The organism is Thermomicrobiales bacterium, assembly GCA_041390825.1.
Lineage (GTDB): Bacteria > Chloroflexota > Chloroflexia > Thermomicrobiales > UBA6265 > JAMLHN01.
Map to the genome: position 1 here is coordinate 19,868 of JAWKPF010000009.1, position 24,663 is coordinate 44,530.

Sequence of the window (24,663 nt, forward strand, 5' to 3'; positions counted from 1 at the left end):
CCAGCAGTTAGCCTTCGGCGCGGGCGAACGCGTCCTTGCTGCTCTCGATGGCCGCCGCCGCAGCCGCCGCGACATCGAAATCCTCGATGTAGAACGAGCGGTCGAACTCTGCGTTGAAGGCATCCTCGACCTCGACCCAGGTCGATGTCGATGGCAGCCGGTGCATGATCGCGATGTTGTCGAGATAGACCTGCGCGTTGGATGGTGGAAGCGCTCCGTCCTCGTCAGAAGTCGATGATTGCGAAGCGTCTGCTGCGCTGGCCTCGGCGGTAAGTGGTTCGCCCTTCAGGAAGACGTCCGATTCCGAAACGGCGATCATCGACGGCACCGTCCGTCCCGTTTCCGCGAGCAGGAGCTGCCCGTCGGCGCTGCCGGCGTACTCGATGAAGGTCCAGGCCGCATCGGCATTCGCGGTATCCGCCGACATGCAGAACGCGTCACTGTGCAGGACCGTGGCTGCTTCGTTCAGCACCGGCAGCGAGGTGACATTCCAGCTGAAGCCCTCGATCTCGCGCAGCGTCGGAACAGGTCGCCGGCTCTGGATGTACATCGCTGCCCCGCCGCGCATGAAACGATCCTGGTCGGACTCCGCCGCGACTTCTTCCTCGGTCGGAACCACGTTGTATCCGCTTGCGCCAAGGCTGATGAACTTGGTCAGCCCGTCGATCGCCTCGGGAGAATCGATGGTCAATGTAGTCGGGTGGTTGGTGTCATCGACGATTTCACCGCCCGCACCCCAGATGAACGAGACCATACGGTACATGGAAGGCTCGACCACCACGCCAAACTGGTCGATGGACCCATCGTCGTCCGTATCCTGGGTCAGCGCTTGCGCGGCAGCGACGAAGGTATCCCAGGACCAACCATCTTCGGGAAGTGGCACGCCATTGGCTTCGAACATGTCCTCGTTGTAATAGACGACCAGGCTGGAGATGTTCTGCGGCAGGCAATAAAGCGCTCCAGCATCGCCAAAGCGGAACGCATCGAGCGAGAGCCCGTAGTAGTCATCCTCGGAGATAACCTGGCTGCCGTCGATGAATGACTGAATTGGGGTGAGACCGTCAGCGCCCGCATATTGGCCGAACTGCCGGTAGTTGGTCAGATAGACATCGGGCGCATTGCCGGCTGCGAAGTCGGACGCGATCTTGCGGTAGTAGTCTCCCTGACCGGGTGTGTAGTCGATGGTGACATCGATCTCCGGATGGCTTGCTTCGAACGACTCCACCACCGCCGTATAGGCGGCTTCCTCGGCCGGGTCACCCCAGAAGGCGAAGCGGACCTCGCTCGACGCCTGGGCATCAGCGTGCTGCGCCACCAGCGGCGCCAGACTGGCGCCCAGGAGCAGAAGCGTTGCGGCGAAAAGATGGAAGCGCATGCGTAGAACGCTCAAAGGTTCACCTCCAGAGACACACGGGCATGACGCGAGCGGTCCGTCGTCCTGCGGTCGTTCACTCGTCTTCAGTCTGCCTGAGCAAGCAACGAAGCGCAATGCTTGTCGACGGATCGTGGCCAATGGATCACACTTGACGAAACCTTGCGCCAGGCTGACGTTCACAGTGCGCCGGCGCGCATTCATCCGATCGCACGCGTTTTTTCGTTTCGGAGCACTCCATCATGAACGATCCCATGCAATCGAAACTGCAGCGACGGACGTTGCTCAAAACAGTTCCAGCCGCCGGATTGGCGACATTGATGCGGCCGGAAGGATCTCTCGGGGCGGATGCAGTCCGGTTCGCGTTCTTTGCCGACCCTTCTGAGGCAATGGCATATGCGCAACTGATCGACCGTTTCGAGGACGTGCAGGACGAGATCAAGATCGAGCCAGTGGTGATTTCCTCGTCGAATGTCGCGCCACTGGGGAGATTGTTGCCTGCCAGCAAGTACCCTGAATGGCTGCGGTCCTCGTTCACAGGACCTAATCCACCCGACGTCTTCCTCTTTACCTACCGCGACGCCGGGGTCTACGACACGCGGGGCGTGCTGGAGCCGCTCGACACCTGGCTGGCGGACAGCAGATCGTTGAGCGAGTCGGATTTCTATCCCGAGGCGCTCGCGCTCTTCCGGCCCATGAACAAGCCGCTGATGGCAATTCCGCAGAATCTATCCAGCCTGGTGGTCTACTTCAACACCGAGATGTTCGAATCCGCTCGGTTGGACGATCCATCCACCGGCTGGAGTTGGGATGTATTCACTGCCGCCGCCGAGAAGCTCACCCGTGATACAGATGGCGATGGGTTTCCCGAGGTGCATGGCGTCGCGTTCGACCCGACGATCCATCGCTTCGCGGCGGGAGTCTGGGGCGCTGGGGGCGAGCTTTTCGACGATGTCTACCAGCCGACCAAGTTGACTCTCGATACACCCGAAGCGCGCACGGGGATCGAATTCATCACCAATCTTGGCCCGAATGGGATCGGGGCGACGCCTACTCAGGCGGACCGGATGCTGCTGGATGACACGCAGCGCTTCTTGCGCGGGCAATCCGCGATGCTGATCCAGAGCCGCCGTGTCGTCGCGTACCTGCGGGACAACGCCGAAGTGCCGTGGGATGTCGCTCCGCTGCCGGTGGGACTCGTGCCAGCCAACGTCTCACATAGCGACGGGATCGGGATTTGGTCCGGTTCGCCGCGCAAGGACGGGGCCTGGAAGTTCCTCGAGTTCGCCATGGGCGAAGAGGGTCAGAAGATCCTGGCCGAGTCGGGCCGCACGGTGCCCTCGATGAAGCGTGTGGCCGAGTCGGATGCCTTCCTCAAGGGCGGAAGCGCGGCTTCCCTCCTGGGCTACGCTCAGTCGCCAAGAAGCGCCTCGGTCTATCTGGACAACATTGCGATCAGCCGGCCGCTGCCTTCGACGTCTACCTGGCCGAGCGCGGTGTGGGAAATGGACCGCGCCTTCAAGAAGGCCTTCTACGATGATGGCGATGTCGATGCTGCCATCACGCAGGTGATGGAGCGGACCACCTTTTCGAACGAAAGCTCCAGCGATCTTTTCCAGATGGCGTCGCCGAACCGCATTCCCGGCACCGAGGACTAGGCGTTTCATCGAGATGGGCGACTGCCAGCTGCGCCAACTTCGGCGGCCGCCGAGTTGCCCCTGGGGATAGTAGTCCCAGACGAGGCAGAGGGCGCAGAACGCCACGATCCATGCGCTGAGTCGTCGAGGGTCGAGTTCGGCATGGCTTGCGACCTGCAGTCGGCGAGCAAACACCGCCGGGTCGTTTCCAATCGTCCCGATCGGAAGCAGGGAAGAGATTACAAAATCGTAGGCGCGTTCACCGAACTGTCCCTTGGGATCGATGGCAACCCATCGATCGCCTCCCGCGTGGAGAACGTTGGAATGCTGGAGATCTCCGTGCAGGGGAACGGGATCGCGCTGATCTGCAAGGAGCTCATCGGCAATTGCCTTGCCGGTTCGAATGAGCGGGTCGTCAGATTCTGACGACAAGAGTTCATCGAAGAGCGCCTGGAGGGGTTCGAGGGGGGGAAGCGGTTGGCTTCCTCGGACGATGAAGTTCCGCGGCAACCGCGCAGAGGATATCGGTTGCCGCCTCGTCCTGGCCATCGAGCGCCATCCGGACGAGCGAACGAGTACCGGTCGGCCGCTCCATGAGCAATGCGCCTGCATCTCGTGCAAGTACACGAACAGCGCCGCGCCCGTCCCACCATTCGAGGAGTCCTCCGCCCCTGATCTCATCCGGCTCGGGCGTCAGCTTGAGCATCACCGGCTTGCCGTCACGCAATGCTGGCATCAGGACGCTGCTATGCGTTGTGAAGGGAGATCCGTCTGGCGTTAGCCGCCATCTTCTCATCACCTCCGCGAGCTGATCTCGATCGATGGTTTTTTCCATCTGCCTCGTCTAGCGGGCGAACAGCTCGACCTGTGGTTCGAAGACCGTATCGAGCTCCAGTGGATACATCGGTCGGCGGCAGATCGTGTGGCCCAGATAGGGCAGGTTCGCGCTGGTGGAACCGGGCGCATCCACGCCGATCAGTTGCGCCGCCCAATCCCGGAAGGCAGTAGGCAAATAGCTAATTTCTGCACGACGATATCGAAGTCTTGCGGATTCTGGCCATGCGCGAGGAAGAGCGACCGGTCGAAATGGCTCACCTGACGGCTGGTCACGACCACCACATGCTGTTCCACCTCCAGCACCGCGGTCAAACCCGCATCGGCCGGACCGAAGCCATGCGGATTCGTAGCGAATCTGGCTGCCAGACAGAAGCTTCACTCGCGCGGTGACTGTCACCGGCGGAAATCGATCGGGATCGAGGGTGCCTCCGAGCAGGCTCGAGATCACAGCCCACGCCGGCGGCGAAGGCAGCTTGCACCGCGGGTGCATCGACGATAGGAAAGAGTCCGCGACCGGGGAAATCTCGCTTCAGCACCGCCGCCAGAATGGCGTTCGAATCGCCCGAGGCGCCGGAACTGGTTGCGTCGGCGGCATCGATCAGCACTGTTGTCCCCTGCACACCGGTTGCCATGTCGAGCGCTTCGTCAATGGTGTATGGCTTTGCTGCACGGCAGCGGTCGTCCGGTGAACGTTTCGGCGAGGAAAGCGCCCGTGGCGGCTGCAGTCGGCATCGCCATCCGTGGTGACGATCGCGAGCGAGCAGAGCTCCGGCACATCGGTGAATACCGGTTGCCTGACGCGGGCAGCCGAGAGTGTTTCGCCCGGACTTCTCGAGCTGCACGCACCGGTCGACGGTTTTTCGGATCTTGCCGGATGCCGTGATCAGCTCGTCCCCTCGAACGAGCGCCGGGATGCGCACCACCGCCGTTACTGGCCTGCGCCCTCCTGCAGGATCCTCAGGAGCAACCGCGCCGCGCGACGACCGGTGGAATCGAAATCCTCATGTGGATAGGTGTGGTAGACGGAAAAGGCATTCGCGTTTTCCAGCATCCGGTTGGTCAAAATGCCGTGCAGATCGAGCGACGCAACGATCGGTATTTCGGAGCCGGCGATCTTGCGGATCTCCTGGAGCAGATAGCCCTCGGGATCGAGCTCGTCGGTCGTCGCCATCGCGCCATGCAGCGCGACGTAGATGCCATCCACTCCGTCGATGTTGGCGCGCACGAGCTCGAGCAACTCCGATTCCATCGTGTGCCAGGCATCTGCCGCCAGAATGCCGCCCGAGGTGATGAGCTGGGCGCTGTAGCTGCCGACGACATCGACTCCCGCCTCAGCGAAGACTTCGAGCGCTCCTCCGACTTCCGTCCGCCGTCCGCGGTGGGACTCGAGAAACGCGTCCCCGCGACCAATGATGAAATCACCCAGTCCGGTATTCACCGGATTGAAGCTGGAGACTTCTTGACGGCATTCGGCAATCAGGATCTTCACGGCATTCCTCCCCAGTCCCGGGCAATCGAAGCAATGCCGGAAGTAAAGCAGTTTGACGGTTTGCGCGCGCACGCCGATGGGCTGGTTGGAAACACATTCCGCCGATCGACTCTGGACTTGTCGAATACTGCGTTGTCCCGGTTGACAGACCGTGCAGCTCGCTGTATAAAACCAATAGGTTAATTAACCGATTGGATAACTACAGGCGTGAACGACGACCATCTCGATCTGATCTTCGCAGCACTCGCGGACTCAACCAGGCGGGCAATTCTTGCTCGGTTGGCGACAGGTGAGGCGACGGTCAATGAGCTCGCGGAACCATTCGATATCAGCTTGCCGGCCATCTCGAAGCATCTCAAGGTGCTGGAGCGGGCGGGTCTGATCAGCCGGAGCAAGGATGCCCAGTGGCGACCATGCTGCCTGGAAACCTCCGCTCCGCTGGAAGAGGCAAGGAGCTGGATCGAAACGTACCGCGAGATCTGGGAGGAGTCGTTCGCCCGTCTCGATGACCTCTTGCTGGAGCTTCAGGCATCGCACGAGCCTGGCACTCAGGAAGAGATCGAACGCCAGAAAGACTGAATTCAACGAGCAGCCCCAGAGAACAACCAGCAGAAATCGTTTCCGATACCGAAATCACCATGCAGTGGTCATTCGGGCGTTGCAAGGAGTTGGTGGTCGGCGCTTTTACCGAACTCTGACCTGATTGCCAGGTGAGCGTGGCAGCGCAGTTCACGACGATCTGTCGACGTTCGACGGGCAGAGGTCATGAATGGCGCGGCATTATCCAGCGTGTACAGGATGGAACCGGACTGCGTGTTCCAAGAGTTCCTGGAGTTCACCCGCCATGTGTCGTGACCTCTTTCGAGTTGAGCGATGCCGGGACATTTCGACCAGATCGATGATTGTTGACCTGAAGTCGAGGTGGGCACGCGCAGCATCGACTAACATTGGCCTGCGGAGGATCGCGACGGTACGCTGCAGTCCGGAATGGAAGCGGGCGCCAATGAGTCGTACGACCGGCTCGAGGAATTGCTGGCGACGATGGCATAGCCTTGATTGGCGAAGAAACCGCAATGAGACACCGGCGCCAAGCGCGCCGGTGTCTCATTCGGGATTCCAGGCTTCCTGGCAAACCCGCGGAGCAAGGGAGCCGATCGAGTCGCGACGGAGCGGATTTTCAGCGCGGTCCGAGTTCCTTGAGTGGACGGACTTCGACCACTCCGAGATGGGCCGATGGGCTCCTGGCCGCGATCCGAATGGCGTCGTTCAGATCGTTGGCTTCGATGAGGTAGTAGCCGGCAATTTGCTCGCGCGTCTCGATGAACGGGCCGTCTGTAATCGACATCTGACCGCCACGAACCCTAATGACCGCACCACTCGATGGACCCTGAAGTCGTGAGGCATCGATAAGGTTGCCGTGTTCGTTCAACTCCTCGAGATAGAGCTGAACGCGCTCTATGATCTGCCCAAACTCTGCGTCGGTATACGCATCGAGTTTCTCCGGGTCCTGAAACGCGATGCAGAGATACTTCACGGTCGTTTCCTTCCCGAAATGCTCCTTTGGTGTACCTGATTGTCGTTCGATTGGCACGCTGTTCGACAGAAGCGGCGATCTCTCTTCGGCTCGCCTTGGCGGACCGGAGATTGCATGGCTCCTGGGCGGAAGCGGGGAGCTGCGCTATTCAGGGAGGCCCGGAATATCCAGCATGGGACGCACCTCGACGGTGCCCCAACGCGCGCCCGGAATCCTTGCGGCGATGTCCAGCGCATCGTCCAGATTCTCCGTATCGACGATGAAATAGCCGCCCAGCTGCTCGCGTGTCTCGGCGAACGGGCCATCGGTTACCAGCCGCTTCTCGTCCCGCACCTGCACGCTGGTGGCGCGGTCGACGAAGTGAAGCGGAGATGCGCTGACAAAGACGCCCTCCTTGGCGAGATCATGCGCCAGCCTGGTCGACTCCACGAAGCACGCCTCGCGCTCGTCGTTGTCCTGAATCCCTTCCTGGCCGTAGATCAGCAACATGTATCGCATCGGGTTTCTGGTCCTCGAGTTGTGAATGGAGTGGCTGGAGACTAACCTCCAGCCATCGCTCCGACGATCATATACGGCTCTCTTCCGCTCACGACTTCCTCAGGAAGCGGCATGTCGAGCGGTTCATGGGAGAGATCTTGCTTGCAGGCAAAGAAGCGCACCAACGGGCGCCGTTCCTTCGTTTGCTGATCGCGAATGGTCCCCCGCAGCGTTGGGTAGGCGGCTTCGAGCGCGTCCAGCACCGATCGTTGCGTCACAGGAGCGGGCACATCGAGCACGACCTCTTTGCCACTTCCCGCCAGCGTGCGCAGATGGCCCGGGAGGAGCACGCGGATCATGCCAGCGTCTGCACTTCTACCGAGAGCACGCGCGGGAGGTCATGCACGATTGTCTCCCAGGTGTCACCGGAATCAGGAGACACATAGACCTGCCCACCCGTGGTTCCGAAATAGACGCCGCCAGATTCGCAGGCATCGACTGCCATTGCATCGCGCAGGATGTTGACGTAGCAGTTCTCCTGCGGCAGCCCCTTGGTCAGTCCTTCCCATTCGTTGCCACCGGTCCGTGATCGGTAGACCCTGAGCTTGCCTTCGGGTGGGTAGTGGAATTGGTCACTCAGGATGGGCACGACATAAATCGTCTCCGGCTCGTGCGCATGCACCGAAATCGGGAATCCGAAATCGCTCGGCAGGTTGCCGCTGATCTCGAACCAGTTGTCTCCCGCGTCGTCGCTGCGCATGACGTCCCAATGCTTTTGCATGAAGAGCGTGTCCGGCTTGCTGGGATGCATTGTGATGTTGTGCACGCAGTGGCCGACCTCGGCCACCGGGTCGGGGAGTTCCCATTCTGACTTGAGTCCGTGATTGATCGACTTCCACGTCTGGCCGCCATCATCTGAACGAAAGGCGCCGGCAGCCGAAATGGCGACCACAATGCGGTTCTCATCATTCGGATCGAGCACAATCGTGTGGAGGCACATTCCTCCGGCGCCGGGTTGCCATTTCGGCCCCGAGATGTCACGCAATCCAGGCAACTCATTCCAGGACTGGCCGCCGTCGGTGGACTTGAAGAGCGCCGCATCTTCGACGCCTGCAAAGACCGTATCGGCATCGCTGAGCGAAGGCTCCAGATGCCAGACGCGCGCGAACTTCCAGGGATGCTGGCTACCGTCATACCACTGATGCGTGCCAGGATCGTTGGCATATTCGAACTGGTTGTTGATAACTTCCCAGGTCTTTCCTCCATCGTCCGAACGCTGCATCGTCTGGCCGAACCAGCTGCTGGATTGCGAGGCGTAGATTCGATTTGGATCGACGGGCGAGCCCTTGAGGTGATACATCTCCCATCCGGGGAACTGCGGTTCGGAGATATTCCATTTCTTGCGGGCCTCATCTGATTCGAAGATGAATGCGCCCTTGACGGTGCCGACGAGAACTCGAACTCCTGTCATACGATCCCTCCCGGAAGAAAACGCGAAGACCGCGTGCTGTGACCCCCAATACTCTGTCCAATAGTCGGTCCGGCCGGGACGAATTCGACAGGCGGGACTAGGCTCCGAGCGTTATGCGCAAAGCGTCGATCTGCTCCTGGAGATAACGGCGGGCCGGCTCCTGTTGCGACAGATCGTGCGCCTTGCGATATGAGACAAGCGCACGCTCGAATTCGCCGCTTCGACGGAGCAGTTCTCCATGCGTCGACCAGGCGAGTGGGTAGTCGAGCAGCTTCCCCTCGGCGAAGATGCCATCGATCAGGACAACTCCGTCCTGTGGGTCGTCGCGCATGGCGACGGCGACGGCGCGGTTGAGTTCGATGACTGGACTGGGTGTGGTGGCGAGCAACACGTCGTACAAACCGACGATCTCCACCCAGTCGGTGTCTGCCGGTGTCGGCGATGTGGCGTGCACGGCCGAGATGGCAGCCTGAATGGTGTAGGTCCCGAATCTGCGCGATCGCAATGCGCGTTCCACCAGAGCAGTGCCCTCGGCAATCTGCGCCTGGTTCCAGAGTGCGCGGTTTTGATCGTCGAGCAGGACCAGATTGCCTTCGCTGTCTGTCCGCGCATCCCGGCGTGACTCATGCAGCAGCATGAGCGCCAGGAGTCCGTCTATCTCTGGTTCGTCCAGCAGTTGTCCGAGCAGGCGGGCGAGGCGGATGGCCTCACCCGTAAGGTCGGCGCGAATGGCCATCTCGCCTGACGAGGCGAAGTACCCTTCGGAAAAAACGAGATAGATCACCTGCAGAACGGTGTCGAGCCGTTCTTTCAGCTCGGCAGGCTCCGGCACGCGATAGGGAATGCCAGCGTCCCGGATTTTGTTCTTCGCGCGCACGATGCGTTGCGCAAGAGTGGATGGTGTCACCAGGAACGCGCGCGCGATCTCTTCAGTCGTCAATCCGCAGACCTCACGCAGGGTCAGCGCGACACGCGCCTCGGGGGAGAGCGCCGGATTGCAACAGGTGAAAATCAGCTTGAGGCGGTCGTCACCGATTCCGTCGGCATCGTCCAGGTCGTACTCGTCCTCCATTCGCTCATCCAGATCGCGGGCGAGCGTTGCCAGCGAGGCATCGAAACGCGCTCGCTTGCGAATGCCGTCGATCGATTTGAAGCGACCGGTGGAGACGAGCCAGGCGCGTGGATTGTCGGGAATCCCATCGCGCGGCCATTGCGTGATGGCTGCGGCAAAGGCGTCCTGCAGCGCGTCTTCGGCAAGGTCGAAGTCGCCAAGCAGGCGCACCAGCGTTGCGAAGACTCTCCGACTTTCGTCCTGATAGATCTGGGAGATGAGTTCGTTGGCGTCGATGGTGGCGACGGTCATGCGGTGACGAACCTCCTCATCCGGACGGGTGGGCAAAGCGGGACATCGATCGGGCGCGGGCGCGTTCGGCTTCGATCTCGCGGTCTTTCGGGTGCGCCGTGGTCTGGAGTGAATCGATGAGCCGCCTGGTGACCACGGCAATGTCATCGACTGCCTGGTCGAACGCAGCCTGATTCGTGGCCGATGGCTTGGTCATGCCGCTGAGCTTGCGAACGAACTGCAACGCGGCCGCATGGACCTCTTCGTCTGTGGCGGGAGGATCGAAATTGAAGAGCGGCTTGATGCTACGACACATGGACCGGGGCACTCCGATCGGGTTGGGACGATGTGTGTTCGTACAGTGTCCGGCGCGTTTCGGCTATGTACGTATAGTACAAGTGTTCGTGGGGGGAGTCAAGCGCGATTGACCGCGAGTCATCTTTGGGGTCATGCCCAGACTGCGGAATTGGTTGCGGCGCGGAATTTCCAGCCAGGCGATGGCGCGGCGGAAAGCGACGATTGGCTGGAGCGGGGATCGTTACCTGCGGGCGGAGAGCCGGTCGATCTGGTGGAGACGGGCGCCCTGCGGAGCTGCTTTGGCGCCCATTTTTCAGATCAGACTGCGATGGAATCGACCAGCGTGGTCTTGCCTTTGCCGAGCGAAATACCCCAGCCCGGGAGATCGGGCGGCCGCACGACACCGTTCTCGGGAAGCGGATCGCCTTCGATGAGCCCGTTCCAGATCGGGACGATCTGGTCCCCGGTCGGACTCATGGCGAGCACTTCCTGGAACGGCCCATTCGCCGAGGCCATCTGGAAATGGGTCGAGAACACACCGCTGCCATGCGGAATCACCGGCAGGTCGTACGCCTGCGCCATGGCGGCGATCTTCTTCGCTTCTGTGATCCCGCCGACCCAGCCGAGGTCGGGTTGCAGGATATCGAGATTCGATCGATTGATCAGTTCGCGGAATCCGTAGCGGGTGTATTCATGCTCCCCGGTGGAGAATCGCTGCCAGGGGCACGCAGCCTTGATGCGGGCGTGGCCATCGTAGTCGTCCGGAGGCAGGGCTTCCTCGATCCACCGGACTCGATAGGGACGCACCGCGTTGGCGAGGTCGATCGTATATGGGACGTCCAGCGCCATGTAGCAGTCGAGCATCAGGTCGAAATCCGGGCCAACCTGCTCTCGCGCTTTCGCAACCATTTCGACGTTGGCGTTCAGCCCTTCGATACCGTCAGCAGGTCCATGTGGCAACGGCATCTTGCCTCCGAAGAAGCCGAGTTCCTTTGCTGCCAGCGGCTGTGGGCCGGTGACGTAGCAGGGGATCTCCTTCTTTGTCTCCCCGCCGAGCAGCTTGTAGACCGGTTCGTCGCGAATCTTCCCGCAAAGATCCCACAGGGCAATGTCCACCGCGCTGATGGCGCAGATCGGCAGTCCCTTGCGGCCATAGGGGAGCGTGGCGCGGAACATCTGATCCCAGAGACGCTCGGTGTCGCGCGGGTCGGATCCGAGCAGGAAACGGGAGAGGTGATCGATGATGATGCGCGCGGCGGGAATGCCGCCTTGGCTCAGACCGATTCCCACCAGACCCGATTCAGTTGCCAGTTCGACGACAACTGTGCCGTTTGCCTTGGAGCCCCAGCTCGAACGGCGAGCGTGATACTCCGGATAGACCGACATCGGGTTGGCGATCACCGAATCGATGATCCAGTGGCCCGGCGTCTTCTCGAAGTAGCCGCTGACGGTCTCTGAGGGTATGGACGCGCGAATCTCAGCTATGCGATCGTCGCGCCGGGTCATTCTTGCTCCGCCTCCAGGTGGTACATCTCATCCAGGTCCCAGGTCTTGGGGGTATGGTCGTCGTTGTATTCCATATACGGCTCCATCATGAGCCACCAGTCGCGGGTGATCTGATCTGCTTCGCTCGGATCGCGGCCCGGCTGCGTCGATTCGATGTACGCGAAGAGATCGAGTCCGCTGCGGTAGATAGAAAACGAGGTCACGCCATCGCGCAACAGCGCAGCCTCGACGCCTGGCCAGACCGCCTCGTGCTTCTTCTTGTAGATCGCCTCGCAGCCTGGTTTGAGCCGCATCCTGAAAGCACGTCGCATCGTTCCTACATCTCCACGATTTGGCCGCTTTGCGCCGATCGCTTGGCGGCATCCAAAAACTCCACGGTGAGCGCGCCCAGTTCTCCAGGCGCGACGGCCGGACTGCGGCCCAGGAAGGTATCGACGAGCTGTCGAGAAGTTGCCTGGAGCGGATAGATCTCATGCGCTTCCAGCGGCGGTTCGACAATCGTTCGGCCGTCGTAAAGCGTGATGTCGAGCAGCCCGTTGCGAATGTCGATCTGGGCGTGCCCCTTCGTGCCGAAGATGGCGCTCCCTTCGACTGTCGGCGAACCGCGGCCCACTGAACCGGTGCTTGCGACCGTTCCCGCCGATCCAGTCTCCGTTTGGAACGAAATCGCGTCCCACTCGTCGACTTCGGTATCGCGTGATCCCTGAAAGGCGGCCACCTTCGCTGGTCGCAATCCAGTCAGGAAAAAGACATGCGAGGAGGCATGCGTGACCTGGGTATAGAGCTGGCCGCCCCCTTTGGCGACCTTGCTGTACGTTTCGGTTCCCGGAGCCCAGAGCGCCCCTTCGTGAATCTCGCCGAAGATGTCGGTGTTGCCCTGGTAGAAGTCGTGCACGATGGTGGCAAAGTTGGTGGACGTGAGCAGGATGTCGCCCAGCTCTCCGGCCTGAATCATGCTCCGCAGCAGTTGGGAATGGCGTGTGAATGGGAACGGATAGCCGATGTGCAAGTGCAGTTCCTGGCTGGCAGCCAGGTCGACCAACTCGCGCGCTTCGACCGGGTCGAGCACCATCGGTTTTTCGACCATCACATCGGCGCCGGCGAGCAGCGCATCCTTCACCAGCCGGTAGTGGGTGTGGTGCGGGGTGACGACGATGACGGCGTCGGGTTCCAGCGCCAGCAGTTCCATGTGGTCAGAGAATGCGTTCGGCACGCCAAACGCATCGGCTGTGATGCGCGCTCGTTCGCCATCGAGATCAGCCAGGCCGACTACCTCGGCGTCGGCGTACGTTGTCAGGCTCGGAAGATGCGCATGTGTCGCCCACCAGCCCGATCCAATGATTCCCACCCTGGCGTTCGCCATGCGCTCGTCTCCTTCGACTTGGTGCGGATCGATCGTTGGAGGGAATCGTAGTCGGACTCAACCAGGCAAGCAGGTGAGTTCCGGGCCGACAGATAGGCAGGTTGCGGGCGAGGTTCCGTCCAGCAACCGCACACCGGTGACATACCCTGTATCGACCGGCTGGATCGTCATGAATCCAAAGTCTCGCCACCGCCAACCGTGTTCGAGCTCCGGATCGCCAAGTGTCGCACCATCGAACGTTCCGCTCGGAAAGTTATCGAGCTCCGTACCGCCACCGCCGGCAACGAGCTGCGGGGCGCGTTGCGACTCAGGTGTGAACCAGACGAGCTGCGTCATATGGACGTGACCGGCAATCACGAGGTCGAACGCGGACGACTGTTGCGAAAATCCCGTCTGGTCGTAGGTGGCCGTCGACCATTCTGTCGGCGCGCCCGAGCTGGTCGCTCCCATCGACCACATGGGCCGGTGGGTCAGGAGCCAGGTTGGTTTGTCCTTGGCGAGGTCCAACGCACGCTCGAAGATCGGCTTGAAAGCGTCTGTCACGTCTGGAGTCGGGTTCGTATCCTGAGCCGACGCGACATCGAGCACAACGGCTTGCACATCGCCGATCGAAAGCGCATACGGCTGCGTGATTGGCTGGCAGGTCTCGGGAAGCGGCATTGGGTCGAGGTAGCGGAACCACCCATTGCCCTCCCGGCTGCAATCCTCGTGGTTGCCACGCACGAAAATCCAGGGCGCCGCATCGAGCAACGATCCCGCGGGCTCGAAAAAATCCGCGCTCCAGGTCGACCAGCTGTCGCCATAGGGGCTTCCAGCGCAGCCAGCATTGTCCGATGGACAGGGAGCCTCGCGATAGATGTAGTCACCGACATGGATGACCAGATCGGGATCCCATTCTGCCGCCTCGGAAGCGACACGCGCGAAAGGCCACTGAGCAGGGTCGTTGCACGCCTGGAAATGCTCCGGAGCCTTGAGCCGGCAGCCCGTGTCTCCCAGGACGGCAATCCGCTGCGGGTCATCGACCGGCAATGGCATGAGTTGGCCATCGATCGAGACCTGGGTCGATCCGGCTGGGACGGTCGATTCACAAACCACGTTGGGATGGCCCTCGACCGGCAGCGCCCGAATGTCCATCGAACCGGTCGACCCGTCGACGGTGATCTGGGGACAGGTCGATGACCGCACCGCCCGCGCAATGATCGTATCGCTTGGACCCATGGCAATCCAGGTTGGCCAATCCTCGACGGCAGTTGGACTTGCCATTGGCGATGAGACGGGCGTTGCGTCAGCGTTCACCGACACCCAGCCCAGCGGGCTCACCAGTGCCAGGACGAGAAGCGGAACCAATTTCATTCGAAAGAGTAGTGTCGCCATCTTCGAACCTCCTGGACGTCTACGTTGAAGCTGAGTTCGCCAAACGACGGTCGAATGCGACAGGATAGCAATCTCCGCGCATTCCGCGGATTGGGAAGCGAGCGGTTTGCCGCCTACCATTGCATCTAGTGGATCGATCTCGACGAAACGCTTCGCGGGAGGCAGTATGGAACTCCTTGGCATTCACCATCTCACGGCGATTTCGGCGCAGATTCGTGAGAACAAGCAATTCTTCACGGAAACCCTTGGTATGCGTCTGGTGAAACGGAGCGTCAACCAGGACGACGTTTCTGCCTACCATTTGTTCTACGCGGACGCATTGGGCAGCCCAGGAACGGACGTGACCTTTTTCGACTGGCCGGTGCCACGCGAGCGTCGCGGTGGACGTTCGATCACCCGCACCGCGTTGCGCGTCGACGGGTCGAACGGATTCGACTATTGGACCGAGCGGTTCCAGCAGATGGGCGTCACGCACGACATCCCCACCGTTCGCGACGGCCGATTGACGCTCGATTTCGAGGATCCCGAGGGCCAGCGACTTGCCTTGATCGATGATTCCGGCGCCGGCGAGCCGCATCCGTGGGATCGAAGCCCCGTCCCCTCGCAGAACCAGATTCGCGGCCTGGGACCGATCACCATGTCGATCCCCGATCTGGCGGCGACCGATCTTCTTCTGCAGCAGGTGTTGGGCATGCGGCCCGTGCGCACCTATCCCGTGCCGGATAGCCCGAACGACACCGTTCATGTCTATGAGATGGGTCCTGGCGGCGCGGGATCCGAGCTGCACGTGGCCGTGCAGCCAGGCATGCAGGTGGCGGGACAGGGCGCCGGAGGGGTGCATCATGTGGCGTTCCGCTCCGCCGATGCCGACTACGATGCCTGGGCGAACCGGTTGCTCGAGATGCGCGTGCCGAACAGCGGTCGAGTCGATCGTTATTGGTTCAAGAGTCTCTACTTCCGTGAACCGGGAGGAGTGCTCTTCGAGATCGCGACCGACGGTCCCGGATTCGGTGTCGATGAAGACCTGGAGTCGCTTGGCGAGAAGGTCGTGCTCGCGCCCTTCCTCGAGCCGCATCGTGCCGAGATCGTCGCCAACCTGAAGCCCATCGATTGACCACTCACACGGCCTGTGACCGCTGGCCGTGTATGATTCGATCGTTCCAGAATTCGTTGAAATGGCTGGGAGGATCCCGCACTGAGCGTCATGCCGCTCACGTGCTCGCCGGGGAAGAGTGAGATGCGACTGGAAACGTTCACAGCGTTCGTGCGCCGATTGGCGTTGGCGGTCTTGCTGATCGCGCTCGTTGCTTCGGGCAGCACGCATGTCATGCCGGTTGCCGCGCAGACGGCTGACGGCTCGCCAGTCGCGCCAGTCGAACCGACCTACTCACCCCCGGAAGATGTCCCCGTCGAGACCGAGGCGCCGGTTGCGCCGCTGTCACTCGTGACTCCGACGCTCATTGCCATCGACACCGTCGATGTGTTCGATGGCATCGATCCCTGCTCATCGATCGATGCGACAAGCATGGGCCTTTGGGTCGATCTGCTGACGGATGTCACCTGGAGCGCTCTCGACGGCGCAGCGGGCGGCAACCTCTTCGTCGACTATGCGACAGATCCGCCGACCTTTAGCTGGGATGCGTTGGCGGGAGGCACCGTGCTCGGCGCCATCGTTCCGGACACGATTGGTGTCTTGGAAAGCCCTGCGTACTACTACGACTATCGTCCCTTTGGAGGGTCGGTGGGCGGAGACGCGGGTCTTCGCGCTCCGGCCGGGCTGCTTTCGGGCGCCTTCCTTTGCCTGTTGGCGCCAGTCATCGCGGCCACGGAAACAGCAACAGGCGAAGTTGCCATCGAAGCATCTCCGAGCGCAACCGCAACCAACGAGCCCCAGGTGGCTCCCGCGGCGATCGGCATTGGGTCGACGGTGCGGGTCACCGAAGCGCTCAATCTCCGCACGGCGCCGAGTCTGTCCGGTACCGTCATCGCGGTGCTTGCCGCAGGTACGACCGGGACGATTCTCGGCGGGCCGCAGAGCGCCGACGGATATACCTGGTGGCAAATCTCGACGACGTCCGGCACTGGATGGTCGGTTGGGACCTATCTCGCCGAGCAACCGGTTGCCAGCACACCTACGCGGACTGTTTCACCGACGTCCACGCGCACGCCAACGCAAACGGCGGGGAACATCACTATCGGCGGAACGGTGCGTGTAACTCAGTTGTTGAACTTGCGATCCGGGCCGGGCACCACCGCGTCTGTTATCGCCGTGATGCCCACTGGCACGATCGGTACGGTGTTGGCGGGACCACAAACGGCAACCGGCCGGTCATGGTGGCAGATCTCCACCTCGCTTGGGACCGGTTGGGCTGCCGCCGACTACTTACGGGCCACGTCAGGCGGAGTGACATCGACACCCACGCGCTCCACGACACCGGTCCTTACCTCGGTGGCGACGCTTACCGCGACACCAACGGTCACCACCGTCGCAACCACGCCGGCCTCCGGAATCGCGATCGGCGACCTGGTGCGCACGACCGCGCGGGTGAATCTGCGTGAAGGTCCTGGCACACAGGCTACGGTGATCACCGTGTTGCCATCTGGCTCGCAAGGACCCGTGCTAGGCGGACCGCAGACTGCCAACGGCATGAGCTGGTGGCAGGTGCAGATGCCGAGCGGAACTGGCTGGGTCGCGGCGCCATATCTGGCACGGACCGGAGTGGCTCCCACCGCTACTGTCACCCGCACGCCGTCGACCTCACCCGTAGCGACACAGACCAGAACGCCGTCGATCACACGTACAACGACCACCACGCCGACTGTGACACGCACGCCGTCGATCACGCCAACCGTCGGCTCCTGCGGAACGCTTGGCTACGGTGATATTGCGCGCGCGACGACCTCGGTGAATCTGCGTTCCACCCCCTCCACGTCCGGCACGATCATCCGCACGCTCTCCGAGGGCGAGCGCGGGACCGTGCGCGGTGGTCCGGTATCCGCGAACGGATACACCTGGTGCCAGCTGCAATTCGGAAGTGTGACCGGGTGGGTCGCGAGTCAATACCTTGCTCGCGTGAGCGGTCCGATTCCCACGCCAAATGGCACGGTCACACCCCGGCCCGAACCGCCCGACGAGCCGGGCGACGGTAGCTCGATGGTGATCTACGGCGGGTCGACCAGTAGCGGCAAGATCGCCCTCACCTTCGATGCCGGGGCGGATCGCGGCATGGCCGGATACATCCTCGACGTCCTGGCCGACTACGGGGTGCACGCCACCTTTGGCATGACGGGTCTGTGGGCGCAGGAGAACCCCGATCTCGTGGCGCGCATGGTGGCTGAGGGCCACCAGCTCATCAACCACACCTGGAGTCACCCCTCATTCACCGGTGGATCGAGCTCGACCACCGTGCTGACCCGCGCGGGACGGGTGGATCAGCTCGACCGGGCGGAGGCCATTGTCGAGAGCATTACCGGCTACCAAATGGCGCCCTATTGGCGGCCACCGTACGGCGACATCAATGCATCCGTCTTGCGCGATGTCTACACGGGTGGCTACTACGTTGCCGTGATGTGGACATGCGATTCGCTTGGCTGGAATGGGGCAAGCGAGCAGCAGATTCTCAATCGCTGCATGTATCCCATGGGCGCGGGTGACATCATCCTCATGCATGTCGGCGCAGACGGACTCGACTGGGCTGCCACCGATAACATGATCCAGTACTTCCTGGGGCGTGGCCTCGAGATCGTGACCGTCGAGGAACTCCTCAGCAGCTAAACTGGCACGAGAATTGGCACGCCAGCGAACGACTCAGCGGTGATGGAGCCGTGAGTCACCGGCTCGAGACTCTGTCAGAGCCGGGCCTCGCCTTGTCCTCACGCGCGCGCGTTTCGCTGCGATTGGCGTGAACGTCGCTTCGGCGGAGCCGTTTCACCCTCGCGCTCGCTCAGTCGAGCCGATGAGCGGTTTCCTCATCGTCCACCGGAGAGGATGACGTTCCTGTGACATGCACTCGAAGCTTGCCGTTTTCGATCCCCAGGATCGATTGCACGGGCACCTCGAGATCCTTATGAGGCGAACTCGTCCCGACCAGCAAATAGTGCTCATGCGCCTCACGCACCTAGCCCAACGGACGGCCATCGTAACCGATCACCTCGATGCCTATTGGCACCTCGCCGTCGTTTCGCTTCTCGAAGTCAGACATGCTCATCCTCCGGCATTCAATGGCAGGTTTGGTCCAATTATCGTCAGTCTGTCGAAAATCGGTTGCGCCGCTCGACAACTGTCCGAAGGAGGTGCAATCCCATGCACAAGATCACACCGTTTCTCTGGTTCGATGCCAACGGCGAAGAAGCCATGAATTTCTATGTCACGCTCTTCCCGAATTCGAAGATCCTCGACCGCAGCAGTTGGGGCGAGGGTGGTCCAGTGCCCCCTGGAGGCATGATGGTGGGCGAGTTCGAGCTCGATGGGCAGCCGATTCGGATACTCAACGGTGGACCCCATTTCAAGCTCAACGAAGCGTTTTCGCTCTCTGTGGCTTGCAAGGATCAGGAAGAGATCGACTACTACTGGAACGCTCTCACTGCCGATGGCGGAGAAGAGAGCCAGTGTGGCTGGTTGAAAGACAAGTTCGGTCTTTCCTGGCAAATCGTGCCGACCCGGCTGCAGGAGCTCATGGACGGCGATCCTGATGGCGCCAGGCGTGTTGTCGACGCATTCATGCAAATGAAGAAGTTCGACATTGCGGCTTTGGAGCGAGCCTACGCTGGCGAGTAGGTTGGTCGCGCGGCCAGGCGGAGATCGTATTCATGTGACAAAGCCCGGGCAGCGCGCCCGGGCCTTGTCCTTGTGAATGCTGGCGAGGTGTCCCTATGTGCCGACCGAGTAGCCAGGACCGAGAGGAATCCCGATCACGTACCAGGCGATGAAGAACACGATCCAAACCAGCAGCACGACCAGGGTGTACGGAATCATCAACGAGATGATCGTGCCGATGCCGGTGTCCTTCACATAGCGTTGCGCCACCACCAGGATGAACGGGAGATAGACCATCAGCGGCGTGATGACGTTCAGGGGCGAATCGCCAACGCGATAGGCAGCGAGCACCGTTTGCGGCGCCACGCCGAGCTGCATGAAGAGTGGCACAAAGATCGGCGCGAAGATGGCCCATTTCGGCATCGATCCGGGCATGATGATGTCCAGCAAGCAGATGATCAGGATGAAGCCGATCAGGAGCGGAATCTCGCTGAATCCGGCATCGCCCAGCCAGTTGGCCAACTTGCCTGCAATCACGTTTGGCATGTTCGACCAGTTGAAGAGCGCGATGAACTGGCTGATCATCAGCAACATGAAGATCAGTCCGGCCAGCCCAGCGAATGCTTTGGTCACACCCGCGATCGCATCGTTGCTCGATTTGAAGGTCCCCGCTCCGAAACCAAATCCCAGGCCCATTGCCAGGAAGAGCAGCGTGATGATGAAGATCAGACTGTCCATGAAGGGGGTGTTGCCGATGATGTCACCGCTAACCGGATCGCGTAGCGGAGCGCCGCTCGGCGCGGTCATTGCGATGACCAACACGACCATCCCAATCAACGCATAGAGCGACCAGCGCAGCCCGCGCGACTCCGCTTCCGGGCTGAGCGGTGGCTTCTCAGCAATGGCGGGATCGGCGTCACCTTCGCTATCGAGCGGCGCGGCGAGCGAAGGATCGTATTCGCCCAACTGCTTGGCGGTGACTTTCTCGGCAATGATGGTCATGACGATGGCCATCAGAATAGTGGAGGCGATAGAGAAGTAGAGGTTGGCGGTGATCGTGATCGATTGGCTCGGATCGGCGATCGCGATGGCCTCATTGGTCATTTCGGTCAGCATGGCATCGAGTGGCGCGATGAGAATGTTGACCGAGAATGCCGCGCTAACGCCAGCATAAGCGGCGGCCAATCCGAGCAACGGATGGCGTTTGATGCTGAGAAACGCTGCGGCCGCCAGGGGTATCAGAATCAAGTAGCCAGCGTCGGTTGCAACACTGGAGAGCCCGCCGATCAGGATGATGACAAAGGTCAGGATGCTGCCGGGCGCGACGCCGACGAGCTTGCGAATGAGCGCGTCCATGAGCCCGGCATGCTCGGCGACGCCGATGCCGATCATGGAGACGAAGATGACAGCCACCACACTAAAACCGGCGAAGTTGCTCACGAACGAGGTGAAGATGAATCTGAATCCGTCCACCGAGACCAAACTGCGAATGCCAATGGTGACGGTTTCGACTTCGAAATCGTCGATCCATTCCGCATCGGTGAGTTGATACCCCTCGATGGGGTCATCGGTCACCGGCTGAAGTGCCGGACCGGCTGTCTCGCCAGGAAAATACTGTTCGACCTGTTCGGGCGGGGCGACGATGATGTCTTCTGTGATGTGGACGTTCGCCAGGTCCAGCACCGCCGAAAGGACGATGACGCCGATGATGAGGTAAAGAAACATCATGACCGGGGTGGGAACCTTGTTCCCCACCTTCTCGATCGTATCGAGCATCTTGTTGACGAATCCCCGGTCCTCCGGAGGTGCTGCCGCCTGTGCCATTTCCGCCTCCCGTTCCACGCCTTGAATCCCGACCCCCGACCGTTCGGGCGTCGAACCGCCGTTATTTTTGCGCCCAGAGCTGTGCGAGCAGCACGATTGCTTCGGCTGCCTTTTCCATATCCTGCAAGCTGTTGTATTCGAGCGGGCCATGGATGTTCTGCATGCCGGTGAAGATGTTGGGAGTGGGAACCCCGAGCTCGGTCAAGCGTGAACCGTCGGTTCCGCCCCGGATGGGTGGGGAAATGACGTCGATACCCAGTTGCTCGCATGCCTCGCGTGCCAGGTCGACGGGTCGCATGTCGTTCTTCAGCCAATTCGCCATGTTGCGGTACTGCGGCGTGATGGTGCAGGTGATTTTGGCGCGCGGCTCGGTGAGCTGAATCGTGTCGCAGACGCTTTGCAGAATCCGGCCGTTCTCCGCGAGCTTCTCGTCGTCGAAGTCGCGCAGAATGAACTCGAGCGTGGCCGTCGCCGAACCGCCGGTCATGTGATAGATGTGAATGAAACCTTGCCGGCCATCGGTGGTTTCCGGGGTGCGAGTGACGTGGGGGAGTGTCTCGATGACCTTGGCCGCCAAGTGCAGCGCATTGACCATCACGTCCTTTGCCTGGCCGGGATGGATCGAGACGCCTTCGATGTGGACTGTTCCCTTGTCGGCAGAAAAGGTCTCGTAAACGATTTCGCCCCGTTCGGCTCCATCCAGCGTGTACCCGAAGTCAGCCTGGAGATCTCCCGGCAAGTCCGGATGCACGCCCCGCCCGATCTCCTCGTCCGGGGTAAAGCAAACGCGAATCGTGCCGTGCGGGATCGATGGATCCTGAAGCAGGTGCCTGGCACATGCCATCACGATCGCAACTCCGGCCTTATCGTCCGCTCCAAGCAGCGTGTCGCCACTCGATGTCACGATGTCGTTCCCGATTTGCGTGGCGAGATAGGGAGTTTCGCCGGCAAGAATCGCAATCGGCGGGTTCTCGGACAGAACGAGATCGCCCCCCTGGTAATTGCGGTGCACGATCGGCTTGACGTTGCTGGCGGCGAACTGTGGCGACGTGTCGACATGCGCCAGGAACGCAATCGTCGGGATTTCGCCCGTTACGGTCGCTGGAATGGTTGCGATGACCGCGCCGTAATCGGTGAGACGAACGTCGTCGGCTCCCAACTCGGTGAGCTCATCGACCAGGACCCGTTGCAAATCGAGCTGAACCGCGGTGCTTGGGTTGGTGGGTGACGATTCGTCCGCCTGTGTATCGATCTTGACATAGCGGAGAAATCGCTCCTCCAAGTCCGCCAGGTACCAATCGGTCATTCGAGTCCTCCTCATGATTCGATCATGCCATTCTGCGCGCCATCATAGTGCGTGGGTCGAGGAGCGAGAGTGGAGCGGGGCGCCTTTCCTGGCAGGTTCGCTCATGGCGTCCGCTTCGAGTCACCACGGAAACAAGCTGATGAACGCACAAGCGGTCGCCCAGCCGATTGGCGGGAATACGAAGAAGCTGAGCGCGCCCGTTCTTGGGACGACTCCCGCGTGGTGAGTGAGTCAGGACCCGAACCTTGGTGACCAATGGGTCGCCAGGCTAGACCGTCGAGATTCCCAGCGGCAACTCATCCAGCGACTCAGCCGGTGGTTCCTGCGGTGATGTCTCGGCTTCGGCGTGACGAGCCAGCTCACCGATTCGGTCGATTGCCTGGGCGGCGCTCCAGAAGAAGTGCTGCTCGCCGATTTCGTCGACCAACCCGGCGCGCTCCAGTACCCCGCGTACCTGTGGTTGCAACCCGCTGATATAGATCGCGCCACCGGCCTTGGCGTGCTCCCGCCAAATGTGCTCGATGGCTTGCACGCTCGAGACATCGGCCATCGGCACCCCGCGCATCGAAAGAATGAGCGTCTTGCTGAACGGCATCGACTCGATCCGCTCGACAAGTTGGTTGACCGAGCCGAAAAAGAGCGGGCCCGTGATGTAGACGACATTCGCATCGGGCAGCCGTTGCGAAACGACCCCGGCTTCATCCCATCTGACTGGGGCTGTGTTCACTTCGAGCCGTGAGGCCTGCCGCAAGAAAAGGACCACGCTGAGCCCAAGACCAACGACGATGGCCTGCGTCAGGTCGAGCGCGACCGTGGCGAGCATGGTGACGAGGAACGCGGCGATTGCGCCGATCAGGCGATGATCCCAGTAGTATCGAATCGAATGCCATTCGTTCATGCGCCAGGCGGTGACAAAGAGCACCCCAGCGAGCGCTGCCAATGGAATGTGCCCAAGCAGCGACCCGAGAAAGAGCGCGCCGATCAGCAGGGTGATGGCATGGATGATGCTGACCATGCGGGTGACGCCCCCGGCTTTGACGCCGACGCTGGTTCGCGCGATGGCTGCGGTGGCCGGCACGCCGCCGAAAAAGGGCAGTGCGATGTTTCCGATACCCTGCGCAATGAGTTCCTGATTGACCGCCAACTTCCGGCCAGTCATGCGGCCGCCCACGATGCCGCACAACAGACTCTCGATCGACCCGAGCATGCCGATGGCGAGCGCCGGAACGATCAACTCGGGCACCAGTTCCAGGTCGCTCCGGTTCGGGACGAGCCGGTCGTCCAGCACGATGCCGCGTGGAATTGCGCCAATGGTGGCGGCGTCCCAGTCGAGCGACACGGCGAACGCGGTGGCGATGGCAATGCCCAGGAGCGCCGCGGGAATCGCGCGTACCCGGCGAAGGTGAGGAAGAACGAGCATGACGGCCATCACGATCGACCCGCAGGCCACAGCCTGCCAATCGATCGGCGGAAGCGGCTCCCGGAGATACCCCGCCAGCTTCATAATCGAGCGCTCTTCGGACGGAGTCTTGATTCCCAGGAAGTTGTCGATCTGCCCGATGAAGATGACGAGCGCGATGCCGCTGGTGAATCCAGTGATGACCGGGGCAGGGATGAGATTGACGATTCGCCCGAGCCGGAAGATGCCGATCGCCAGGATCAGCAACCCGGCCATGACGCCGGCAATCCAGAGCCCACGCATTCCCTGTTGGTTGGCAATAGTGATGAGCACCGCGGACATTGCGCCGGTGGGGCCGCTGATCTGATAGGGCGCTCCGCCCAGCAGCCCGATCAGGAATCCGCCAACGATGGCGGTCACCAATCCCGCGGCAGGAGTGGACCCACTGGCCACCCCGAACGCAAGCGCGAGCGGTAGGGCGACGGCAGCGACCGTCAGCCCCGCGATGAGATCGCGCCGGCCGGAAACCTGGTTGTACCCCTTGAACTCGTCACGAAGGAGTTGTACGAGCGCCGGCTGACGCAGCGCAGGACGGGCAATGGACAATGGGAGACACTCCTGAACACGATCGACCATAGGAACGAAGAGGCGCGAACGGAAATTGGCGCTCTTTACTCGT

Annotated in this window: 25 protein-coding genes; 6 read left to right on the forward strand and 19 right to left on the reverse strand. The window is 61.4% G+C overall.

Translation table 11 applies throughout. From position 1 onward, the window contains the following. Nucleotides 1-7 precede the first annotated feature (7 nt). Entirely contained in the window at nucleotides 8-1,390 is a 1,383-nt protein-coding gene (locus R2855_05415) for a sugar ABC transporter substrate-binding protein (GenBank protein MEZ4530453.1), read from the reverse strand. A gap of 224 nt (nucleotides 1,391-1,614) precedes the next feature. Between R2855_05415 and R2855_05420 the strand changes: the two genes are divergently transcribed. Both R2855_05420 and R2855_05425 read left to right on the forward strand, forming a co-directional pair. Continuing rightward, on the forward strand, nucleotides 1,615-3,030 hold the full coding sequence (locus R2855_05420) for a sugar ABC transporter substrate-binding protein (GenBank protein MEZ4530454.1): 1,416 nt from the start codon (nucleotides 1,615-1,617) through the stop codon (nucleotides 3,028-3,030). A gap of 141 nt (nucleotides 3,031-3,171) precedes the next feature. Beyond that, nucleotides 3,172-3,435: a hypothetical protein gene (locus tag R2855_05425; GenBank protein ID MEZ4530455.1), complete on the forward strand. Its 264-nt coding sequence runs from the start codon at nucleotides 3,172-3,174 to the stop codon at nucleotides 3,433-3,435. A 10-nt stretch (nucleotides 3,436-3,445) separates the two neighbouring features. Here R2855_05425 and R2855_05430 read toward each other — a convergent pair whose 3' ends face one another. The 5 genes from R2855_05430 to R2855_05450 all read right to left on the reverse strand — a co-directional run bounded on the left by R2855_05430 (nucleotide 3,446) and on the right by R2855_05450 (nucleotide 5,407). Further along, the gene (locus R2855_05430) at nucleotides 3,446-3,844 is read right to left on the reverse strand and encodes an aminoglycoside phosphotransferase family protein (protein MEZ4530456.1); all 399 of its coding nucleotides are present in this window, start codon (nucleotides 3,842-3,844) and stop codon (nucleotides 3,446-3,448) included. A gap of 9 nt (nucleotides 3,845-3,853) precedes the next feature. Next, nucleotides 3,854-4,021 carry a hypothetical protein gene (locus R2855_05435; protein MEZ4530457.1) on the reverse strand — a complete coding sequence of 56 codons (168 nt, stop codon included), beginning with the start codon at nucleotides 4,019-4,021 and terminating at the stop codon, nucleotides 3,854-3,856. Next, complete coding sequence (locus tag R2855_05440) at nucleotides 3,985-4,149, reverse strand: hypothetical protein (GenBank protein MEZ4530458.1); 165 nt, start codon at nucleotides 4,147-4,149, stop codon at nucleotides 3,985-3,987. The genes R2855_05435 and R2855_05440 overlap by 37 nt, the downstream gene beginning before the upstream one ends. Nucleotides 4,150-4,154: 5 nt before the next feature. Then, entirely contained in the window at nucleotides 4,155-4,478 is a 324-nt protein-coding gene (locus tag R2855_05445) for an MlrC C-terminal domain-containing protein (protein ID MEZ4530459.1), read from the reverse strand. Between the two features lie 296 nt (nucleotides 4,479-4,774). Continuing rightward, nucleotides 4,775-5,407 carry a M81 family metallopeptidase gene (locus tag R2855_05450; protein MEZ4530460.1) on the reverse strand — a complete coding sequence of 211 codons (633 nt, stop codon included), beginning with the start codon at nucleotides 5,405-5,407 and terminating at the stop codon, nucleotides 4,775-4,777. A gap of 135 nt (nucleotides 5,408-5,542) precedes the next feature. Between R2855_05450 and R2855_05455 the strand changes: the two genes are divergently transcribed. Next, complete coding sequence (locus tag R2855_05455; GenBank protein ID MEZ4530461.1) at nucleotides 5,543-5,914, forward strand: metalloregulator ArsR/SmtB family transcription factor; 372 nt, start codon at nucleotides 5,543-5,545, stop codon at nucleotides 5,912-5,914. A gap of 598 nt (nucleotides 5,915-6,512) precedes the next feature. On the opposite strand, the gene R2855_05460 is transcribed toward R2855_05455, so the two are convergent. From R2855_05460 to R2855_05505, 10 genes are all read right to left on the reverse strand, one after another. After that, complete coding sequence (locus R2855_05460) at nucleotides 6,513-6,869, reverse strand: YciI family protein (protein MEZ4530462.1); 357 nt, start codon at nucleotides 6,867-6,869, stop codon at nucleotides 6,513-6,515. Nucleotides 6,870-7,013: 144 nt separating this feature from the next. Next, a complete protein-coding gene (locus tag R2855_05465) occupies nucleotides 7,014-7,367 on the reverse strand; it encodes a YciI family protein (protein ID MEZ4530463.1) in 354 nt (117 codons plus the stop codon). A 41-nt stretch (nucleotides 7,368-7,408) separates the two neighbouring features. Continuing rightward, nucleotides 7,409-7,705, reverse strand: coding sequence for a MoaD/ThiS family protein (locus R2855_05470; GenBank protein ID MEZ4530464.1), 297 nt, complete (start codon nucleotides 7,703-7,705; stop codon nucleotides 7,409-7,411). Next, on the reverse strand, nucleotides 7,702-8,817 hold the full coding sequence (locus R2855_05475) for a hypothetical protein (GenBank protein ID MEZ4530465.1): 1,116 nt from the start codon (nucleotides 8,815-8,817) through the stop codon (nucleotides 7,702-7,704). Before R2855_05475 ends, R2855_05470 begins: the two co-directional genes overlap by 4 nt. Before the next feature lie 97 nt (nucleotides 8,818-8,914). Continuing rightward, complete coding sequence (locus R2855_05480) at nucleotides 8,915-10,180, reverse strand: RNA polymerase sigma factor (protein MEZ4530466.1); 1,266 nt, start codon at nucleotides 10,178-10,180, stop codon at nucleotides 8,915-8,917. A gap of 16 nt (nucleotides 10,181-10,196) precedes the next feature. Further along, a complete protein-coding gene (locus R2855_05485) occupies nucleotides 10,197-10,475 on the reverse strand; it encodes a DUF2277 domain-containing protein (GenBank protein MEZ4530467.1) in 279 nt (92 codons plus the stop codon). A gap of 299 nt (nucleotides 10,476-10,774) precedes the next feature. Beyond that, nucleotides 10,775-11,962 carry an L-rhamnonate dehydratase gene (gene rhmD / locus R2855_05490; GenBank protein MEZ4530468.1) on the reverse strand — a complete coding sequence of 396 codons (1,188 nt, stop codon included), beginning with the start codon at nucleotides 11,960-11,962 and terminating at the stop codon, nucleotides 10,775-10,777. Continuing rightward, entirely contained in the window at nucleotides 11,959-12,273 is a 315-nt protein-coding gene (locus R2855_05495; GenBank protein MEZ4530469.1) for an L-rhamnose mutarotase, read from the reverse strand. Before R2855_05495 ends, rhmD begins: the two co-directional genes overlap by 4 nt. Nucleotides 12,274-12,278: 5 nt before the next feature. Continuing rightward, nucleotides 12,279-13,325, reverse strand: coding sequence for a Gfo/Idh/MocA family oxidoreductase (locus R2855_05500; protein ID MEZ4530470.1), 1,047 nt, complete (start codon nucleotides 13,323-13,325; stop codon nucleotides 12,279-12,281). Between the two features lie 57 nt (nucleotides 13,326-13,382). Continuing rightward, a complete protein-coding gene (locus R2855_05505) occupies nucleotides 13,383-14,699 on the reverse strand; it encodes a metallophosphoesterase (protein ID MEZ4530471.1) in 1,317 nt (438 codons plus the stop codon). Between the two features lie 166 nt (nucleotides 14,700-14,865). Between R2855_05505 and R2855_05510 the strand changes: the two genes are divergently transcribed. From R2855_05510 to R2855_05520, 3 genes are all read left to right on the forward strand, one after another. Then, complete coding sequence (locus R2855_05510; protein ID MEZ4530472.1) at nucleotides 14,866-15,813, forward strand: ring-cleaving dioxygenase; 948 nt, start codon at nucleotides 14,866-14,868, stop codon at nucleotides 15,811-15,813. Nucleotides 15,814-15,936: 123 nt separating this feature from the next. Continuing rightward, nucleotides 15,937-18,474 (forward strand): SH3 domain-containing protein, encoded by a 2,538-nt coding sequence (locus R2855_05515; GenBank protein MEZ4530473.1) that lies wholly within the window; start codon nucleotides 15,937-15,939, stop codon nucleotides 18,472-18,474. Between the two features lie 528 nt (nucleotides 18,475-19,002). Then, entirely contained in the window at nucleotides 19,003-19,476 is a 474-nt protein-coding gene (locus tag R2855_05520) for a VOC family protein (GenBank protein ID MEZ4530474.1), read from the forward strand. A gap of 93 nt (nucleotides 19,477-19,569) precedes the next feature. Here R2855_05520 and R2855_05525 read toward each other — a convergent pair whose 3' ends face one another. The 3 genes from R2855_05525 to R2855_05535 all read right to left on the reverse strand — a co-directional run bounded on the left by R2855_05525 (nucleotide 19,570) and on the right by R2855_05535 (nucleotide 24,590). Further along, a complete protein-coding gene (locus tag R2855_05525; protein MEZ4530475.1) occupies nucleotides 19,570-21,279 on the reverse strand; it encodes an AbgT family transporter in 1,710 nt (569 codons plus the stop codon). Nucleotides 21,280-21,340: 61 nt separating this feature from the next. Further along, nucleotides 21,341-22,585, reverse strand: a complete 1,245-nt coding sequence (gene pepT, locus R2855_05530; GenBank protein ID MEZ4530476.1) for a peptidase T — start codon at nucleotides 22,583-22,585, stop codon at nucleotides 21,341-21,343. A 268-nt stretch (nucleotides 22,586-22,853) separates the two neighbouring features. Continuing rightward, a complete protein-coding gene (locus R2855_05535; GenBank protein ID MEZ4530477.1) occupies nucleotides 22,854-24,590 on the reverse strand; it encodes a SulP family inorganic anion transporter in 1,737 nt (578 codons plus the stop codon). Nucleotides 24,591-24,663: the final 73 nt, after the last annotated feature.

Coding starts and splice junctions, on each gene's coding strand:
- R2855_05420 (MEZ4530454.1), top strand. CDS start 1,615: ATGAACGATCCCATGCAATCGAAACTGCAGCGACGGACGTTGCTCAAA.
- R2855_05425 (MEZ4530455.1), top strand. CDS start 3,172: ATGGCTTGCGACCTGCAGTCGGCGAGCAAACACCGCCGGGTCGTTTCC.
- R2855_05430 (MEZ4530456.1), bottom strand. CDS start 3,844: ATGGAAAAAACCATCGATCGAGATCAGCTCGCGGAGGTGATGAGAAGA.
- R2855_05445 (MEZ4530459.1), bottom strand. CDS start 4,478: ATGGCAACCGGTGTGCAGGGGACAACAGTGCTGATCGATGCCGCCGAC.
- R2855_05465 (MEZ4530463.1), bottom strand. CDS start 7,367: ATGCGATACATGTTGCTGATCTACGGCCAGGAAGGGATTCAGGACAAC.
- R2855_05470 (MEZ4530464.1), bottom strand. CDS start 7,705: ATGATCCGCGTGCTCCTCCCGGGCCATCTGCGCACGCTGGCGGGAAGT.
- R2855_05475 (MEZ4530465.1), bottom strand. CDS start 8,817: ATGACAGGAGTTCGAGTTCTCGTCGGCACCGTCAAGGGCGCATTCATC.
- R2855_05480 (MEZ4530466.1), bottom strand. CDS start 10,180: ATGACCGTCGCCACCATCGACGCCAACGAACTCATCTCCCAGATCTAT.
- R2855_05485 (MEZ4530467.1), bottom strand. CDS start 10,475: ATGTGTCGTAGCATCAAGCCGCTCTTCAATTTCGATCCTCCCGCCACA.
- rhmD (MEZ4530468.1), bottom strand. CDS start 11,962: ATGACCCGGCGCGACGATCGCATAGCTGAGATTCGCGCGTCCATACCC.
- R2855_05495 (MEZ4530469.1), bottom strand. CDS start 12,273: ATGCGACGTGCTTTCAGGATGCGGCTCAAACCAGGCTGCGAGGCGATC.
- R2855_05500 (MEZ4530470.1), bottom strand. CDS start 13,325: ATGGCGAACGCCAGGGTGGGAATCATTGGATCGGGCTGGTGGGCGACA.
- R2855_05505 (MEZ4530471.1), bottom strand. CDS start 14,699: ATGGCGACACTACTCTTTCGAATGAAATTGGTTCCGCTTCTCGTCCTG.
- R2855_05510 (MEZ4530472.1), top strand. CDS start 14,866: ATGGAACTCCTTGGCATTCACCATCTCACGGCGATTTCGGCGCAGATT.
- R2855_05515 (MEZ4530473.1), top strand. CDS start 15,937: ATGCGACTGGAAACGTTCACAGCGTTCGTGCGCCGATTGGCGTTGGCG.
- R2855_05520 (MEZ4530474.1), top strand. CDS start 19,003: ATGCACAAGATCACACCGTTTCTCTGGTTCGATGCCAACGGCGAAGAA.
- R2855_05525 (MEZ4530475.1), bottom strand. CDS start 21,279: ATGGCACAGGCGGCAGCACCTCCGGAGGACCGGGGATTCGTCAACAAG.
- pepT (MEZ4530476.1), bottom strand. CDS start 22,585: ATGACCGATTGGTACCTGGCGGACTTGGAGGAGCGATTTCTCCGCTAT.